The 16,455-nt window shown below is 64.7% G+C and carries 16 protein-coding genes and 1 pseudogene; 8 read left to right on the forward strand and 9 right to left on the reverse strand.

Annotated features, from left to right (window positions below; translation table 11 throughout):
• Window positions 1-92: 92 nt before the first annotated feature.
• Together IVA81_RS13125 and rnd are read left to right on the forward strand one after the other, a co-directional pair.
• Window positions 93-308: pseudogene (locus IVA81_RS13125) on the forward strand (LysR substrate-binding domain-containing protein); the annotation flags it as partial.
• Between the two features lie 353 nt (window positions 309-661).
• Window positions 662-1,810 carry a ribonuclease D gene (rnd, locus tag IVA81_RS13130; RefSeq protein WP_247317488.1) on the forward strand — a complete coding sequence of 383 codons (1,149 nt, stop codon included), beginning with the start codon at window positions 662-664 and terminating at the stop codon, window positions 1,808-1,810.
• A gap of 127 nt (window positions 1,811-1,937) precedes the next feature.
• Here the strand turns inward: rnd and IVA81_RS13135 are convergent, their stop codons facing one another.
• From IVA81_RS13135 to IVA81_RS13155, 5 genes are all read right to left on the reverse strand, one after another.
• Window positions 1,938-3,320 (reverse strand): aspartate aminotransferase family protein, encoded by a 1,383-nt coding sequence (locus IVA81_RS13135; RefSeq protein ID WP_247317491.1) that lies wholly within the window; start codon window positions 3,318-3,320, stop codon window positions 1,938-1,940.
• Between the two features lie 164 nt (window positions 3,321-3,484).
• Window positions 3,485-3,655 carry a hypothetical protein gene (locus tag IVA81_RS13140; RefSeq protein ID WP_247317494.1) on the reverse strand — a complete coding sequence of 57 codons (171 nt, stop codon included), beginning with the start codon at window positions 3,653-3,655 and terminating at the stop codon, window positions 3,485-3,487.
• Window positions 3,656-3,685: 30 nt separating this feature from the next.
• Window positions 3,686-4,249 carry an isochorismatase family protein gene (locus IVA81_RS13145; protein ID WP_247317497.1) on the reverse strand — a complete coding sequence of 188 codons (564 nt, stop codon included), beginning with the start codon at window positions 4,247-4,249 and terminating at the stop codon, window positions 3,686-3,688.
• A 25-nt stretch (window positions 4,250-4,274) separates the two neighbouring features.
• Complete coding sequence (locus IVA81_RS13150) at window positions 4,275-4,895, reverse strand: GNAT family N-acetyltransferase (RefSeq protein WP_247317526.1); 621 nt, start codon at window positions 4,893-4,895, stop codon at window positions 4,275-4,277.
• Window positions 4,882-5,499: a hypothetical protein gene (locus IVA81_RS13155; protein WP_247317529.1), complete on the reverse strand. Its 618-nt coding sequence runs from the start codon at window positions 5,497-5,499 to the stop codon at window positions 4,882-4,884. The genes IVA81_RS13150 and IVA81_RS13155 overlap by 14 nt, the downstream gene beginning before the upstream one ends.
• Window positions 5,500-5,570: 71 nt before the next feature.
• Here IVA81_RS13155 and IVA81_RS13160 point away from each other — a divergent pair, with 71 nt between their 5' ends.
• Window positions 5,571-6,611, forward strand: coding sequence for a LysR family transcriptional regulator (locus IVA81_RS13160; RefSeq protein ID WP_247317547.1), 1,041 nt, complete (start codon window positions 5,571-5,573; stop codon window positions 6,609-6,611).
• A gap of 8 nt (window positions 6,612-6,619) precedes the next feature.
• Here the strand turns inward: IVA81_RS13160 and IVA81_RS13165 are convergent, their stop codons facing one another.
• Window positions 6,620-7,777 (reverse strand): autotransporter outer membrane beta-barrel domain-containing protein, encoded by a 1,158-nt coding sequence (locus IVA81_RS13165; RefSeq protein WP_247317550.1) that lies wholly within the window; start codon window positions 7,775-7,777, stop codon window positions 6,620-6,622.
• 379 nt (window positions 7,778-8,156) lie between these two features.
• Between IVA81_RS13165 and IVA81_RS13170 the strand changes: the two genes are divergently transcribed.
• A complete protein-coding gene (locus tag IVA81_RS13170) occupies window positions 8,157-8,363 on the forward strand; it encodes a cold-shock protein (protein WP_007591938.1) in 207 nt (68 codons plus the stop codon).
• Window positions 8,364-8,455: 92 nt separating this feature from the next.
• Here the strand turns inward: IVA81_RS13170 and purN are convergent, their stop codons facing one another.
• Entirely contained in the window at window positions 8,456-9,109 is a 654-nt protein-coding gene (purN, locus tag IVA81_RS13175) for a phosphoribosylglycinamide formyltransferase (protein WP_247317566.1), read from the reverse strand.
• A gap of 14 nt (window positions 9,110-9,123) precedes the next feature.
• Window positions 9,124-10,197 carry a phosphoribosylformylglycinamidine cyclo-ligase gene (purM, locus tag IVA81_RS13180; protein ID WP_247317569.1) on the reverse strand — a complete coding sequence of 358 codons (1,074 nt, stop codon included), beginning with the start codon at window positions 10,195-10,197 and terminating at the stop codon, window positions 9,124-9,126.
• Window positions 10,198-10,354: 157 nt separating this feature from the next.
• On the opposite strand from purM, the gene IVA81_RS13185 reads away from it, so the two are divergent.
• The 4 genes from IVA81_RS13185 (at window position 10,355) to ppx (ending at window position 15,521) form a co-directional block, all read left to right on the forward strand.
• Window positions 10,355-10,897, forward strand: coding sequence for a CDP-alcohol phosphatidyltransferase family protein (locus IVA81_RS13185; RefSeq protein ID WP_025035876.1), 543 nt, complete (start codon window positions 10,355-10,357; stop codon window positions 10,895-10,897).
• A gap of 92 nt (window positions 10,898-10,989) precedes the next feature.
• Window positions 10,990-11,667: a DnaA/Hda family protein gene (locus IVA81_RS13190; protein WP_247317596.1), complete on the forward strand. Its 678-nt coding sequence runs from the start codon at window positions 10,990-10,992 to the stop codon at window positions 11,665-11,667.
• Between the two features lie 143 nt (window positions 11,668-11,810).
• The gene (locus IVA81_RS13195) at window positions 11,811-14,003 is read left to right on the forward strand and encodes an RNA degradosome polyphosphate kinase (RefSeq protein WP_247317857.1); all 2,193 of its coding nucleotides are present in this window, start codon (window positions 11,811-11,813) and stop codon (window positions 14,001-14,003) included.
• A gap of 15 nt (window positions 14,004-14,018) precedes the next feature.
• Window positions 14,019-15,521 (forward strand): exopolyphosphatase, encoded by a 1,503-nt coding sequence (gene ppx / locus IVA81_RS13200; protein WP_247317614.1) that lies wholly within the window; start codon window positions 14,019-14,021, stop codon window positions 15,519-15,521.
• 65 nt (window positions 15,522-15,586) lie between these two features.
• Here ppx and IVA81_RS13205 read toward each other — a convergent pair whose 3' ends face one another.
• The gene (locus IVA81_RS13205; RefSeq protein ID WP_247317628.1) at window positions 15,587-16,447 is read right to left on the reverse strand and encodes a TerC family protein; all 861 of its coding nucleotides are present in this window, start codon (window positions 16,445-16,447) and stop codon (window positions 15,587-15,589) included.
• Between the last annotated feature and the right edge of the window lie 8 nt (window positions 16,448-16,455).

Raw genomic sequence — 16,455 nt, forward strand, 5'->3', positions numbered from 1 at the left:
TCCGCGGTGCGGGGCGCCGAAGTCGTTTCTGGAGGACGCTCGCTCAGATCGTTACGACGATCTTGCCGAACTGCGTGTTCGACTCCAGGAAGGCCGATGCCGCTACGCAGGGCATGGGGCTCGCCTGGCTGCCCTATTGGCTGGTCCGCGAACGCCTCGGCACCGGCGCGCTGGTCGGTCTGTTCAAAGGCCGGCCGGAATTCCTGTACGACTGCCACGCGCTATGGCCACGTTCGCCCCGGATGCCGTCAAAACTTCGCGCTGCGGTCGACGTGCTCGCAGCGGCCCTGCCGAAGCTCATGACGTGATGCGGCCTCGATCCGCATTAACCCCCCGTCCACCATCCGGCCCGGCCCGGCCGCCGGTAACCATTGGAATTAACAGACCCTCAACGCACCCCCGACAAATCTATCAATGTTTCTGGAGATTTCGCCGTGGATCTGTTGGTTTTCGAGTTCCTGGGATTGGCATTGGTCGCCATGTGCGTGGTCGTGGTGGCGCTGCCCTGCGCCCGCAAATCCTCGCACCGGGTCCGCTACGAATAGGAATTTCGTCGGAAAAAGCGATTCCGGCCCAAATGCAAGGCTCGAATTCGCATCGAGCCCCTTGACATCACAGCGCTTTCGGCAGAACGGCTGATATCAAGTGTCATGGGCCGTTCATGGATTTGATTACCACCACCGCTGACCTCGCGGCTGCCTGCAGCCGGCTGGCCAAGCACCCCGTCATTACCGTCGATACCGAGTTCCTGCGCGAGACCACCTACTACCCGCTGCTGTGCGTGGTGCAGATGGCCAGCGCCGAGGAAGCCATCGTCATCGACACCCTGGCCGAGGGGATCGACCTCAAGCCGTTCTTCGAGCTGATGGCCAACGAGAGCGTGCTGAAGGTCTTCCACGCCGCCCGCCAGGACATCGAGATCATCTGGCACCAGGCGGGCATTATCCCGCATCCGGTGTTCGACACCCAGGTGGCGGCGATGGTGCTCGGTTACGGCGACAGCATCGCCTACGACGCGCTGGTCGAGAAGGTCGCCGGCCACCGCCCGGACAAGACCCACCGCTTCACCGACTGGTCGCGCCGGCCGCTGACCAAGGAGCAGATGCACTACGCGGTGTCCGACGTCACGCACCTGCGCGACGTGTTCGCCGCGCTCGACGCCGACCTCAAGAAGCGCCGCCGCAGCGAATGGGTTTCCATCGAGATGGAGGTCCTCACCTCGCCCAAGACCTACGACTTCCACCCCGAGCGCGCCTGGGAACGGCTGAAGACGCGGGTGCGCAAGCCGAAGGACCTCGCGGTGCTGATGGAGGTCGCGGCCTGGCGTGAGCAGGAAGCCCAGAGCCGTGACGTGCCGCGCGGCCGCGTGCTGCGCGACGAGGCGGTCACCGACATCGCAACGCATGCGCCGAACACGCTGGAAAAGCTCGCCCATCTGCGCTCGGTGCCGAAGGGATTTGAGAAGTCCAAATGGGGTGCGGACATCGTTGCCGCGGTCGAGCGCGGGCTGGCGCGGGATTTTGCGACGCTGCCGAAGCTGGAGAAGCCGCGCAACAACAACAATGGCGCCGCCATCGTCGAGCTCTTGAAGGTGCTGCTGCGCATGACCGCCGAGCGCCACGCGGTCGCCAGCAAGGTGATCGCGACGGTCGACGATCTCGAAGAGATCGCAGCCGACGACGAGGCGGACGTGCCGGCGCTGCGCGGCTGGCGCCGCGAGCTGTTCGGCGATGCCGCGCTGAAGCTGAAGCGCGGCGAGCTGGCGCTGGCGATCGAGAAAGGCCGCGTGATCGGGGTGCAGCGGGCGTAGGCCACGCCGCTTCCACACCGTCATTGCGAGGAGCTCTTGCGACGAAGCAATCCAGAGTCTTTCCGCGGAGGCGGTCTGGATTGCTTCGCTACGCTCGCAATGACGGAATTTAACGCAACAGCGTGCCCTATGCCGGCGTCAGCTTCGCGACTTCGCCTTTCATATCCTCCAGCACGCCCGAGATCGCGGCGACCAGATCGTCGATCTGGGCCTTGGTGACGATCAGCGGCGGGCAGATGGCGATGGCGTCGAGCATGTTGCGCGAGATCACGCCGCGCTCCTGGAGCATGCGGCTCGCGATGCCGCCGACCGCGCCGGGCGTCGCGGCCGCTGTCTTGCGGCCCTTGTCGAGCACGAGCTCGATCGCCGCGATCATGCCGACGCCGCGGACCTCGCCGACCAGCGGATGGCTGGTGAGCTCGCGTAAGCGGCCCTGCATGTAGCCGCCGAGCTCGGCGGCATGCGCGACCAGGCCGCGCTCCTCGATGATCTTGAGGTTTTCCAGCGCAATCGCCGAGCCGACCGGATGGCCGCCCGCGGTGAAGCCGTGGCCGAGCACGCCGATCTTGTTGCTCTCGTCCGCGATCGGCTCGAACATGCGGTCGTTCAGGATGATCGCCGACAGCGGGAAATAGCTCGAAGTGATCTGCTTGGAGACCACGATCGCATCGGGCTTGATGCCGTAGGTCTCGCAGCCGAACATCTTGCCGGTGCGGCCGAAGCCGCAGATCACCTCGTCGGCGACCAGCAGGATGTCGTACTTGTTCAAGACCTTCTGGATCTTGTCCCAATAGGTCGCCGGCGGCACGATGACCCCGCCCGCGCCCATCACCGGCTCGCCGAAGAACGCCGCGATCGTGTCGGGCCCCTCCTTCTGGATCAGCGCGTCGAGCTCCTCGGCCCGGCGCGTCGCAAACGCCTCCTCGCTCTCGCCGGGGGCGCCGTCCTTGTAGAAATGCGGCGAGCCCGTGTGCAGGATGTTCGGCAGCGGCAGATCGAACGAGCGATGGTTGTTCGGCAGGCCCGTGAGGCTGGCCGAGGCAATGGTGACGCCATGATAGGCGCGCATCCGGCTGATCACCTTCTTGCGCTGTGGCTGGCCGAGCGCGTTGGAGCGATAGGCGATCAGCTTCAAGACGGTGTCGTTGGCTTCCGAGCCGGAATTGGTGAAAAACACCTTGCTCATCGGCACAGGCGCGAGCGCGACCAGCTTCTCGGCGAGGTCGATCGAGGGCCCGTGCGATTTGGCGGAAAACGTGTGATAGAACGGCAGCGCCTGCATCTGCTTGTGCGCGGCCTCGACCAGCCGCTTCTCGTTGAAGCCGAGCCCGACGCTCCACAGGCCGGCCATCGCCTCGAAATAGCGCTTGCCCGACGCATCGAAGACATAAGGACCATCACCGCGCTCGATCACCAGCGGACCGGCCTGCTGATGCGTGCGCGCATTGGTATAGGGATGGAGCTGATAGGCCACATCCCGGGCCTCTTGCGAATTGGGCAGCATGGACATTTGCGAAGATCCTTGAAAGCGTCACGTCGCAGGCAGAGCCGGCGTCATCACTCGATGATCAACTACCTTGGCTATTGCGACAGCGCGAAGCTTGCAACGCCAATTCGTCGGCAGCAAGCGCTCAGCAGCGTTGCACAAAGCCACATGTTGGGATTGCGCAGCTCTCACGCCGCGTCGTCGTCATGCCCGTCGTCGGCACCGGCAACGGCTTCCCTCACCTCCACCAGCGCCATCGAGAGCAGATAGACCGTCGTCGGCAGACCTAGCCTGCGCGCCGACTCGGTGGCATGCGACAGATCGCTCGCCAGCTCCCTGAGCTCGTCTCCCCGTGACAATCTCTCACCCCATCCGCCGGTCGCGGCCGCCTACACCGCAACGGCGCCGCTGGTTCTGATCAGTTCGGCGCTGGACTGGATTGTAGCAAAGTTCCCGATGACATTCACTACCGCATGCTTGTAGGCGGCCGCATCGCCCGTAGCTGGGTGCCGGCAAGCCACGGCGTCAGTGACCACGTGGTAGCGATGGCTGCGGTGAAACCCGTCCACGGCGGTGGCCAGAATGGTCTCGTCCAGGGAAAAACCGATCAGAATACAGCGCATGGCGCGGATATTGGACATGTAGTCCACAAACCGGGCCGAGCTGTAGGCGGACGGCAACGGGTGCTCGAACGTCATCTCCCCCGGCCGCGGCCTGGTCTCCCCGATCCAATCGGTCAGCCTGGATGCCGGATTGAACCAGGCGGCCTGCGCGATGCGCTTCAGATGCATCACCGGCCACAGATTGCCGCGCCACAGCGTCAGCAGTTCCAGGCAACGCGCCGTGGCGGCGTCGCCGTCGCGGATGACGTGGCGGCGCCCGGGGGTCAGGTATTCGACCTGAAGATCCCCGCAGACCAGGATCGGCGGATCATCGTGGATAGAAGCCAGCATCGTGTTGCGCAGAGCTGCACCAATTTCAACGGTCGGCGAGCGCGAGGTCCCGCAGCGGTGAGGACACCGCCCGCCCCGCCGAGGCGTCGAGCACGCCCGGCCGGTCCCAATCGCCCTCAGGACGGATGATCACATAGGGATCGCTGTCGAGCGTGATCGCGTCCGGGCCCGGCTCGATCTCCAGCAGCATTTCCGTGTAGGAAAAATCCGAGAAGGTGATCTTGCGATTGTGGCCGAGCGGCTTGGCGCCGAAATGGGCCCAGAAATCGACCAGCCTGTCCTGCGCCTGACCGTAGATCTTGCGAAAGCCCTTGCGCTTCACGTAGTCGACGCTGGTCTGCACCAGCTTGAACGAGACGCGCGAGCGCCGGTATTGGTGACGCACCGCGAGCCGCTCCACCTTGGCGAAATCGCCGAAGAAGCGCACCCGCAGGCAGCCCGCAGGCTCGTTGCCGACGAAGCCGATGAAGTGCGCGGCGACCATGTCGTTGCCGTCGAACTCCTCCTCGAACGGACAATCCTGCTCGGCGAGATAGACCGCGGAGCGGATGGCTGTGACCAGCATGAGATCGCTGGGATCGCGCGCGAGGCGGATGGTGATATCGCGGGAACAGGGCTTGGCGAGAGGAATCCTAGTACCGTGCATCTGCAAAACTCCTTGCTTGGATGATCGCGCCGGGCATGCGCATCGGCTGCCGATGCCAGGGCCGCTCGTAGCACCAGAGATCGGGCTGGAAGCTCGGGACCGGCGCAAAGCCGGTGGCCTTCATGATGTCGCGTCCGGCCACCGTTGACGGCTGCGCATAGCAATCCGCATTGCCAAACCTTAGCTGTCGCAGATGCGCCGCAGCCTTGCCGAGACCGGCGATACCGCGCCCCGTCGCCGCGATCGCCCAGATGTAGATGGCGGCGACGTCCTCCTTCGCGGAAGCGAGATAGTGCGTCTCGGGCGCGGTAAGGCAGATCTCGTCAAGCAGCAGCGCATCGTGCCCGCGGTCATTGAGAAACAGGAAGGCCATGCCGCCGACGAGATGGCCCTTCCGGCTGAACGTCAGGATGCTCTGGGGATCGAACGTGAAGTATCGCGCAAGCTCGGCTGCCCCGATCTGCACGCCCGGCACCAGCCGGTGCGCCATCTGCGCAAGCGCGGCAATTTCGGAAAATTGCGCGCAGCGGACATCGACATCCGGGCTCAGCGGCAAGGCATCGAAATCATGCCTTGCGGCAAACGAACCCCTTTCCATACCCATATCGCGCCTCTATCGTTCGAGGCTTTCGTGCCCCGCTATGCCAATGAGCTTAGCGGCTGGAGATCAGGAGTATGCAGCAGTTATTGCACCGGGGTGCTGCGATGATGCAGCACCGTGAAGAAGCCCTGGGCGCGTCCTGGGACGATTTGAAATTGTTTTTAGCTTGCGCAAAATATAAAAGTTTTCGCAATGCCGCCGAGGAGCTCGGGCTCACCTCCACCACGCTGATGCGCCGGATCGACCGGCTCGAAGAGAGCATCGGCTGCAAGCTGTTCCTGCGCGACCAGAGCGGGCTCACGCTCAGCGACGAAGGCACCGCGATGATCGCCGACGTCACGCATATGGAGCGTCACGCCTTCAACGTCTTCCGCCGCGCTTCGCGATCGTCGAACGACACCTCGGGCACCGTGCGCGTCGCGGTGACGGAAGGCCCGGGCAATTTCTGGATCCTGCCGCGACTGATCGACTTCCAGAAGACCTACCGCAGGATCACCGTCGATTTGCGCTGTGCGATGGAGCAAACCGACGTCGCGCGGCTTGAATCGGACATCGCGATCCAGCTCGAGCCGCCGACCAATCCCGACCTGATCGTCGCCAAGCTCGGCCGCCTGCACATCTATCCCTTCGTCTCCAAGGAGTACGAAAACCTCTACGGCGTGCCGGCGACGCTCACCGAGTTGCAGAACCACCGCATCATCAAGCAGAGCGCGCCGCAGGTCGACGACGGCGCCTATGCCCGCGTGCTCGGACTGAAGTCGCTCGAGGGCATCGTCGGGATCAAGACCAATTCCTCGGTCGGCGTGCTCTATGCCGTCGAGCGCGGTGCCGGCATCGGCTTCCTGCCGACGGTCTCGATCGCGCTCGGCGCGCCGCTCGTTGCCGTCGATCTCGGCGTCAGCCACCATGCCGATCTCTGGCTCACCTATCACAAGGAATTCCGAACCTCCGAGCGCCACAAGATCGTGGTCGATTGGCTGAAGAAGATCTTCGATCCCAAGTCCTATCCGTGTTTCCGTGACGAGTTCATCCATCCGAACGCGCTGGTGCCGATGATGACCGCCGCGCGCGAGGGGTTTGGATTGACGGGATATGTCGCGGCGACGCCGGCGTAAGCTTCAACTCACCACCGGTATTCGAAGCCGACCGTGCCCTGGTGCGACGTCAGCTCGTTGCGGAACTTGCCGTCATAATTGACGTAGAGCCGCGCCACGCTGGTCAGGCTCAGCGAAGCCGAGGCGCCGGCATCCATGCCGTAACGGCTCTCGCCGATGCCGGGAACGACGATGCTCTGAGTTCCCAGGCTGACCTGGATCGATCCAAGGTCCTGGTGGAAATTGTCGACGAACTTGCCATAGGCGGACAGATCCAGGATCTTCTGGTCGATAACGAAGTAGCGGCCGATCTCGGCCCCGATCATGACGCGCGCGCGTGAGAGCGCGGTCGAGCCGACGTTGAGCGGATCGAGGCCGCCAGCCTCCTGAAACGCCGCGCTGGTGGCGCGCACATATTCCAGCGCGCCCTTGGGCACGACGCGCATCTGGTCCTTGGTCCAGTAATAGCTGATCTCGGTCAGCGCGCCGTCGACCGCGGCGCGATAGCTCGCGCTCGCAAGGCCAAGGCCGGTGTCGCGGCTGGAACGGACCTTGCCGAAACCGTGCACCACGGCGAAGGCCCAGGTCCACGGACCCTTGTCGACCGAGCCGTTGAAGCCGATTTGCGTCAGGTCGAGCGTTGCCGACTGCAGCGCCAGCGGCACGTCGACGTCGGTGTGGCTCTGGTCGACGGAGAAGCTGAGATTGACGCCAGGGGCCACGCGCGCGCCAAAACCGGCGACGCCGCCAACCGTCTTGCGCCTGTCGCCGACGAAGTCGCCTTGCGCGTCGGTGCGGACCGAGATGCCGTAGCCCTCGAACCAGGTGCGGTAACGCGGATCTTCCGTGCTCGCCGACGCCCCGCCGCCGCCGGGATTGGTCCGGAACGCCCGGTTAACGCCGCCGGATGCCTGGTTGCCGAGCCGCTCCAGGAAATTGGAGCCGAGATTGAGCGCGCTGCTGCCGGTCGACTGGTCGTAGTTGGTCGACGTCGGCGACGGGACCGGGGTCGGTGACGGCGTGGGCGTCGGGGTCGGCGTGGGCGTTGGGCTTTGCGCAAAGACTGGCGATGCCGCCGACATCGTCGCGACGATCGCAAACGCCATCGCGATCGCTGCCACGGCCCTGCGGACGCGGTCGAGCCCGATCGTCTGCCGTGTTTCGGAGGGCTGCGAGGTGCAGCACATGACGACTAATCCCAAAGCGGAGGGCGGCCCGCAAAAATGCAACACGAGCGGCTCGCGCATGCGGCGATTTGTGCCGAAGTGCCACGGAGGGTCAACCGGTTGGCTCGTTGTCACCGAGCCTATTGCCCTCGATTGTGGTTCCGCGGCCACAGGTCGCAAATAGCAGACGATGGTCCCCGCCCCCATCTTGAAAATTACGCGCAGCTTGCTAACGGGCGGTTTTCATGTTGCAATGTTGGACACAATCGGAATTGGCCGCGCTGCTGTGCGTTTCACGACATTGAGCCTCAAGACTCGAACAGACTTCCGGAAGCCCGTTTGTGGCGTGGCACGCGAAAAGCGGCCGCGTCTTTTTTATATCTAGTGGAGGAGACTAGCGATGCCGCAAAAGGGCACCGTCAAATGGTTCAACCCGACCAAGGGCTATGGGTTCATCAAGCCAAACGGCAGCGACAAGGACGTGTTCGTCCACATCTCCGCCGTCGAGCGTGCCGGACTCTCTACCCTCAACGAGAACCAGGTGGTTGAATACGACCTCGTGGAGAACCGCGGCAAAGCATCCGCGGAGAACCTCAAGGTCTCCTGATTTCTCTCAAAGCTGAAACGCGAGAGATCATGACGTTGCCCCCGGCTCTGCCGGGGGTTTTTGTTTGTGAGGACCGCCGCGAGGACGGCGCTTCAGCTCACCACCGGTGCAACCAGAAAATTCTCCGACGCCGAACTGCCCGCCGTCTTGCAGACATCGCCCTCGATCCGGACCTTGCCGGTCGCAAGCAAGCGCAGCGCTTCGGGATAGATGCGGTGCTCGACTTCGAGGATGCGCTCGGACAGCGTATCTCCCGTGTCGTGATCGCTGACGGGAACCGCGCCCTGCATCACGATCGGACCGGCATCAGTCTCGGGGATCACGAAGTGCACCGTCGCGCCGGACAGTTTGACGCCGGCGCGCAGAGCCTGGCCGTGCGGGTCAAGGCCGGGAAAGGACGGCAGCAGCGAGGGATGGATGTTGAGCATCCGCCCGTACCAGGCCCTGGTGAACTCGGCCGTGAACAGGCGCATGAAGCCGCCGAGACAGATCAGCTCGATACCGTGCTGGTCGAGCGCCGCCTGCAGCACCTTTTCGAAGCCGGCGCGGTCCTTGCCGAACGGCTTGCTCTCGATCACGAGCGTGTTCACGCTGCTCGCTTTGGCCCGCTCTAGTCCGAGTGCATCGGCCTTGTTCGAAATGACGAGCGAGATTTCGGCCGGGAAATCCGCCGCGCCTGCTGCCTTGATCAGCGCGGCCATGTTGGAGCCGCGGCCGGAGATCAGGATGGCGACGCGGCGCTTCATCACAGCGCCCGTCATTACAGTGCCATGTCGAGGTGACCGTTATAGACGACGCGGTGCTCGCCCTCGGCTGGGATCACGGTGCCGAGCTGCGCCACCGTCTCCCCGGCGTCGGTGAAGACCTCGATCGCCTTGTCAACCTTGTCCGGTTCGACGATTGCGATCATGCCGATGCCGCAGTTGAAGGTGCGCAGCATTTCCAGCTCGGCGATGCCGGCCTGCGCCGCCAGCCATTTGAACACCGGCAGCACCGGCAGGCGCGCAAGATCGATGCCGACGCCGAGTGTCTTCGGCAGCACCCGCGGAATGTTGTCAGTGAAGCCGCCGCCGGTGATGTGGGCGAGCCCCTTCACCGCGCCGGTCTCGCGGATCGCGCGCAGGCAGGATTTGACGTAGAGCTTCGTCGGCGTCAGCAGCGCGCCGCCGAGCGTCATCACGGGCGCGAACGGCGCCTGCGCCTCGAAGCCGAGGCCGGATTGCTCCACGATCTTGCGCACCAGCGAAAAGCCGTTGGAATGCACGCCCGACGAGGCGAGGCCAATCACGGCGTCGCCTGCGGCGATATCCTTGCGCGGCAGCAGCGTACCCCGCTCCGCGGCACCGACGGCAAAGCCGCCGAGATCGTAATCGCCGTCCTTGTACAGGCCCGGCATCTCGGCGGTCTCGCCGCCGATCAGAGCGCAGCCGGATTCGCGGCAGCCCTCCGCGACGCCCGCGACGATCGCGGCCGTGGCCTCGGGGTCGAGCTTGCCGCAGGCGAAATAGTCCAGGAAGAACAGCGGCTCGGCGCCCTGCACCACGAGGTCGTTGACGCTCATGGCGACGAGGTCGATGCCGATCCCGCCGTGCAGCCCGGTCTCGATCGCGATCTTGACCTTGGTGCCGACGCCGTCGGTGGCGGCCACCAGGACGGGGTCCTTGAATCCGGCCGCCTTGAGGTCGAACAGGCCGCCGAATCCGCCGATCTCGGCGTCGGCGCCGGGCCGTGCGGTGGCGCGCACCATCGGCTTGATCAGGTCGACCAGGCGGTTGCCCGCATCGATATCGACGCCTGAATCGGCGTAGGTGAGGCCGTTTTTGCGGTCGGTCATGCCCGATTTCCAGTGGGTTTGCGGCTGGTTACGTCGAATTCCGGGGACGCGCAATGGCTCGCATGGCGCACCGCCGTATACTATGTAGAGATATCAACCGGTTCAGCCTCCCGAGAGGCCGGATTTGAGGTCAGACCGGGTGCCGGGAAGCGCTTTCGTGAGTATACCGAACATCATTACCCTGGGCCGCATCATGCTGGTCCCGATCATCGTCTGGGCCATCGTGTCGAGCCAAATGGAGGTGGCGTTTGCCGTCTTCCTGATCGCCGGTATCAGCGATGCCGTGGACGGCTTCCTGGCCAAGCGCTTCAACATGACGAGCGAGCTCGGCGCCCTGCTCGATCCGCTCGCCGACAAGGCGCTGCTGGTCTCGATCTACATGGCGCTCGGCATCTGGGGCGCAATTCCGCGGTGGATCGTGATCCTGGTGGTCTCGCGCGACATCATGATCGTCGCCGCCGTCATTGTATCCTGGCTGTTCGACCGGCCCGTCGAGATGAAGCCGTCGAAGGTGTCCAAGCTCAACACCGTTGCCCAAGTTGCGTTCGCCGCCTTGGTGCTGGCGGCGCTTGCCTTCGGCTTCAAGCCGGCTCCTTATGATATCATCCTGATGGGTCTCGTCACGGTCTTCACGCTCTCCTCGGTGTCGCTCTATCTGGTCGAGTGGCTGCGGCACATGAGCACGATCGAGGCCAAATGAGAGAGGATACGGCCCCGCAAAAGGCCGACTCCCGCTCGATACGTCTGATCTCTTCAAATGACGCCGGCGCGCCGGCATGGAGCAAAGCAAGCGTGCCAGGCCGCGTCCACCCCCGACAATTGGCGTTTTCGCTTCCGCATGCGGAGAGCCTCAGTCGGGACAATTTCCTCGAAGGCCCCGCCAATGCGGCCGGTCTCGGCCTGATCGACAGCTGGCCGGAATGGCCGAACCGGATCATGTGGCTCGCCGGCCCGGAGGGAAGCGGCAAGAGCCATCTCGCCACGATCTGGGCCGAGGTATCAGGCGCCCGCTCGACCTCGGCCGCTGCATTGACCGCCACAGCCGTTCCGGGCGCGCTCGCCACCGGCGCGCTGGTCGTTGAGGATCTCAAGGCGGGGGAATTCGACGAACGCGCCCTCTTCCACCTGATGAATCTCGCCCGCGAGGACGGTGCCTGCGTTCTCTTCACCGGACGCGAGGTGCCGGCCTCGCTGGAGATCGAGCTTCGCGACTTGCGCTCACGTCTGCGCGCCGTACCCGTGGTCGCGTTGCTGCCGCCCGACGACCAGCTGTTCCGCGGACTGATCGTCAAATTCTGCGCCGACCGCCAGCTCGCCGTGGACGAGAGCGTGGTCGGCTACCTCGCCACCCGCCTGGAGCGGTCCTCGGCCGCCGCCCGCCACGCCGTGGATCTGCTCGACAGTGAAGCCCTCCGGCTCGGGCGCCCTGTCACAAGGGCGCTGGCCGCCGAGCTCTTACGGGACGGCTGATCGGTTCGTGGACTTCCAGAGCCGCTTGACGCGGCGCAGCGGCGGAACATCAATGTCATCGAAACGTCATCGCTCTAACACATGCTCCCGCCGGTTTTGCGCGTAAGTCGCAAATTGGGGCGAACTGGATGGACCGACTTCTGATGGATTCTGCGCAAGCTGTTGAAGTTAAAGAGAAAGCCCCCGAGACCGAGAGCTTGCCGGCGATCGCGTCGAGCCCCGAACGATTCATCAACCGCGAGCTCTCCTGGCTGCATTTCAATCGCCGAGTCCTGGAGGAATCGGTCAATCCCAGCCACCCCATGCTCGAGCGGGTGCGATTCCTGTCGATTTCAGCGAATAACCTCGACGAATTCTTCATGGTCCGCGTCGCCGGCATCAAGGCCCAGGTGCGCGAGGGCATTGCCGAACGCAGCCCCGACGGCCTGACGCCATCCGAGCAGCTCGCGCTGATCAACCGCACCGTCTCCGAACTTGCTTCCGACCAGCAGGCGATCTGGCGCGACCTGCGCGGCACGCTGGCCGATGTCGGCATCGTGCTGGTTGAGGGCAAGGAAGTCACGAAGGCGGAACGGACCTGGATCGAGGACTACTTCCTCAGCAACGTGTTTCCGCTGCTGACGCCGCTGGCGATCGACCCGGCCCACCCCTTCCCGTTCATCCCGAGCCTCGGCTTCACCATCGCGCTCCAGCTCACGCGCGCCGCCGACGGCAAGCAGATGAACGCGCTGATCCGCATGCCCGGTAAGATCGACCGCTTCATCCGCCTGCCGGCTGACGGCAAGGTCGTCCGGCTGATCTCGCTGGAACAGGCGACCGCCCTGTTCATCAACCGCCTGTTCCCCGGCTACAATCTGCACGGCCAGGGCGCTTTCCGCATCATCCGAGACTCCGAGCTCGAAATCGAGGAAGAGGCGGAAGACCTCGTCCGCCTGTTCGAGACCGCGCTGAAGCGCCGCCGCCGCGGATCGGTGATCCGGCTCGAGATCGACGCCAAGATGCCGGAGGAGCTGCGCAGCTTCGTGCAGCACGCGCTGTCGGCCGCCGACGACGAGGTGTTCCTGGTCGACGGCGTGCTGGCGATGAACGAGCTCTCGCAGCTCACCCGCCTCGACCGGCCCGATCTCGAATTCACCCCTTACGTACCACGCCATCCCGAGCGCGTACGCGAGCACGGCGGCGACATCTTTGCCGCGATCCGGCAGAAGGACCTCGTCGTCCATCACCCCTACGAATCCTTCGACGTGGTGGTGCAGTTCCTGCAGCAAGCCACCCGCGACCCCGATGTCGTCGCAATCAAGCAGACGCTCTACCGCACCTCCAACAACTCGCCGATCGTGCGCGCGCTCGCGGAAGCCGCCGAGGCCGGCAAATCCGTCACGGCGTTGATCGAATTGAAGGCGCGCTTCGACGAGGAAGCCAACATCCGCTGGGCGCGCGATCTCGAACGCGCCGGCGTGCAGGTCGTCTACGGCTTCCTCGAACTGAAGACGCACGCGAAGCTCTCGATGGTGGTGCGCCGCGAAGGCGGCAGCCTCACGACTTACGTCCATACCGGCACCGGCAATTATCACCCGGTCACCGCGCGCATCTACACCGACCTCTCCTACTTCACCTCCGATCCGACCATCGGCCGCGATGCCGCGCGCGTGTTCAATTTCATCACTGGCTATGCCGCGCCGAGCGATCTGGAAAAGATGGCGGTGTCGCCGTTGACCTTGCGCAAGCGCATCATCGAGCACATCCAGGGCGAGACCGCGCATGCGCGGCACGGCCGCCACGGCGCGGTCTGGATGAAGATGAATGCGCTGGTCGACCCCGACATCATCGACGCGCTCTACGAGGCCTCCCAGGCCGGCGTGCAGGTCGAGCTCGTGGTACGCGGTATCTGTTGCCTGCGCCCCGGCATTCCCGGCCTGTCCGAGAACATCCGCGTCAAGTCGATCATCGGACGCTTCCTGGAACACGGCCGAATCTACTGCTTCGGCATGGGCCAGGGTCTGCCGAGCGCCAAAGCGGCTGTGTATATCTCGTCCGCCGACATGATGCCGCGCAACCTCGACCGCCGCGTCGAGGTGCTGTGTCCGTTGCAAAATCCCACGGTGCATCAGCAGGTTCTCGAACAGATCATGGTCGCGAATCTCAAGGACAATGAGCAGAGCTGGCAATTGTTGCCGGATGGGTCCTCAACGCGTATGAAGACCGCGAAAGGCGAGGAGCCTTTCAATGTCCACAACTACTTCATGACAAATCCGAGTCTGTCTGGCCGTGGAAAGTCGCTCAAGGAATCCTCGCCGCGTCGTCTCACGCGCCGGAACGAACGCCATCAACCCTGATCGGGGATTTCCGACGTGAAGCGGCCGCGCAAGCGCGGCTCGAGCGTCGCGGTCATCGACATCGGCTCCAACTCGGTCCGTCTCGTCGTCTACGAGGCGCTGACGCGTAGCCTCATTCCGATCTTCAACGAGAAGACGCTATGCGGCCTCGGGCGCGAGGTGCAGAGCACCGGCCTGCTCGCGCCCGACGCCGTCGACAAGGCGCTGACCTCGCTCAAGCGCTTTCGCGCATTGTGCCGCGTGATGCAGGTCGGACGCGTGTTCGCGATCGCGACCGCAGCCTGCCGCGACGCCTCCAACGGTCCCGATTTCATCGCCAAGGCCGAGCGCATCTGCGCCGTGAAGATCGAGATCCTGTCGGGCCCGCGCGAGGCGCGGCTGTCGGCGCTCGGCGTGATCTCCGGCATCCATCATCCCGACGGCATCGTCGGCGACCTCGGCGGCGGCTCGCTCGAATTGATCGACGTGCGCAAGAACAGCGTGCGCAGCGGCGTGACGCTGCCGCTCGGCGGACTTGCGCTGCAGGATCTCGCACACAAATCGCTCAAGCGCGCCGACCGCATCGTGCGCGAGGCGCTCGACGAGGTGCCGCAGCTCACCGCTGGCCGCGGCCGCACTTTCTACGCAGTTGGGGGCACCTGGCGCGCGCTCGCGCGCATTCACATCATCCAGAGCGGCTATCCGCTCCAGGTGATGCACGGCTATTCGATTTCCGCGGCTGAGGCGCTTGATTTCTCGCGCCGCCTCCGCCGCCTGGCGGCCGCAAACATGCTCGCCGATATCGAGAGCGTCGCCGATGCGCGCCGCCCGCTCCTCACCTATGCGGCGCTGGTGCTCGAGCACATCATCCGCGTGGCGAAGCCGAAGACCATCTTGTTCTCGACCTTCGGCGTGCGCGAGGGCCTGCTGCACGAGAAGCTGCCGGAGGCGGAACGCAACAAGGACGGCCTGATCTGCGCCGCCGAAGAGCTGAACCAGCTGCTGTCACGCTCGGCCAAGCACGCCCACGAGCTGATCGCCTGGACCGACCGCCTCGCGCGCGTGGTGAAGCTGCGCGAGACTGAGGAGGATCGGCGGCTGCGCCACACCGCGTGCCTGCTGTCCGACATCGGCTGGCGCGTGCATCCCGATCATCGCGGCGAGCAGACGCTGAGCCTCGTCGTCAACGGCAATTTCGGCGCAATCACCCACACCGAGCGCGCCTTCGTCGGCCTGTCGGTGTTCTATCGCTATGCAGGCCTGAGCGAGGAAAACCAGCCGCCGGTCACCATGCAGGAGCTGCTGACGCCGGCGCAGCTCGAACGCGCGCGCCTCTTGGGCGCTGCGTTCCGCGTCGCGCATCTGATCTCGGCGGCGCGGCCTGGCGTCTTGCCGGCAACGCATTTCCGGAGCGTGGGACGCAAACTGATGCTGGTGTTCGAGCACCGCCTCGGCGACCTCGTCGCCGACCGCGTCGGCAGCCGCTTCCGTCAGCTCGCCCGCCTGATCAATCGCGCCGGCTCCATCGTGAGGCGGTAGCATCGGCTGAGGAAGTGCTCATCGCTCCCAGCGGGAGAGGTGACGTGCGCATCCCTCGGAAAAGCCTACTCCGCCGACGCCCTGGCGTGCCGCTCGGACGATTCCAGTGCGGCGGCGCTCAGGCTGCGCCGGCGCCAGATGGTGCCGACGACCAGCACGACGACAACGCCGAGGATCGCGCAGAGATATTCGCCGCCGGCGCCGCCATGGCCGAATTGCGGCGGGATGCGCAAGGCTCCGAGCATCGTGTCGAGCGAAGCACCGAACGGGCCCTCGAACAGTGTGTGCAGCTTCGGCGCGACGGCGGGATCGGTCGCGATCACCTCGCCCGCGATCCAGCCAAGCAGCGCAGCACCAGCCCAGACCAGGACCGGCAGCTTTGCGAGCAACGCCATGATCAGCGCCGCACCAGCGACGATCAGCGGCACGCTGATGGCAAGGCCGAGGATCAAGAGCGGCACGCTGCCATTGGCCGCGGCGGCAACCGCAATGACGTTGTCGAGACTCATGACGATGTCGGCGACCACGACGATCTGGATGGCCTGCCACAGATGCGAGGCGGACTCGACGTCGTCCTCGTTCTCGTTCTCCGGCACCAGGAGCTTGGCCGCGATCACGATCAGCGCGAGACCGCCGACGAGCTTGAGATACGGCAGCTCCATCAGGGTCGCGACGATGCCGGTGAAGATGATCCGCAGCAGCACGGCTGCGCCGGCACCGAAGATCATGCCCCACAGCCGGTGCCGCGGCGAGAGACCGCGGCAGGCGAGCGCGATCACCAGCGCGTTGTCGCCGGAGAGCAGGATGTTGATCCAGATGATCTTGCCGACCGCGATCCAGAAGGTCGGTTCGGCCATCTCGTTGCGGAACTGGGTGAAGAACGCCCCGATCGTAGCGGGATCGAAGATCTGCCAGAGCCAGTTCACAATACGTC

Source organism: Bradyrhizobium sp. 141 (genome assembly GCF_023074055.1).
Lineage (GTDB): Bacteria > Pseudomonadota > Alphaproteobacteria > Rhizobiales > Xanthobacteraceae > Bradyrhizobium.

Coding starts and splice junctions, on each gene's coding strand:
- rnd (WP_247317488.1), top strand. CDS start 662: ATGGATTTGATTACCACCACCGCTGACCTCGCGGCTGCCTGCAGCCGG.
- IVA81_RS13135 (WP_247317491.1), bottom strand. CDS start 3,320: ATGTCCATGCTGCCCAATTCGCAAGAGGCCCGGGATGTGGCCTATCAG.
- IVA81_RS13145 (WP_247317497.1), bottom strand. CDS start 4,249: ATGCTGGCTTCTATCCACGATGATCCGCCGATCCTGGTCTGCGGGGAT.
- IVA81_RS13150 (WP_247317526.1), bottom strand. CDS start 4,895: ATGCACGGTACTAGGATTCCTCTCGCCAAGCCCTGTTCCCGCGATATC.
- IVA81_RS13155 (WP_247317529.1), bottom strand. CDS start 5,499: ATGGGTATGGAAAGGGGTTCGTTTGCCGCAAGGCATGATTTCGATGCC.
- IVA81_RS13160 (WP_247317547.1), top strand. CDS start 5,571: ATGCAGCAGTTATTGCACCGGGGTGCTGCGATGATGCAGCACCGTGAA.
- IVA81_RS13165 (WP_247317550.1), bottom strand. CDS start 7,777: ATGTGCTGCACCTCGCAGCCCTCCGAAACACGGCAGACGATCGGGCTC.
- IVA81_RS13170 (WP_007591938.1), top strand. CDS start 8,157: ATGCCGCAAAAGGGCACCGTCAAATGGTTCAACCCGACCAAGGGCTAT.
- purN (WP_247317566.1), bottom strand. CDS start 9,109: ATGAAGCGCCGCGTCGCCATCCTGATCTCCGGCCGCGGCTCCAACATG.
- purM (WP_247317569.1), bottom strand. CDS start 10,197: ATGACCGACCGCAAAAACGGCCTCACCTACGCCGATTCAGGCGTCGAT.
- IVA81_RS13195 (WP_247317857.1), top strand. CDS start 11,811: ATGGATTCTGCGCAAGCTGTTGAAGTTAAAGAGAAAGCCCCCGAGACC.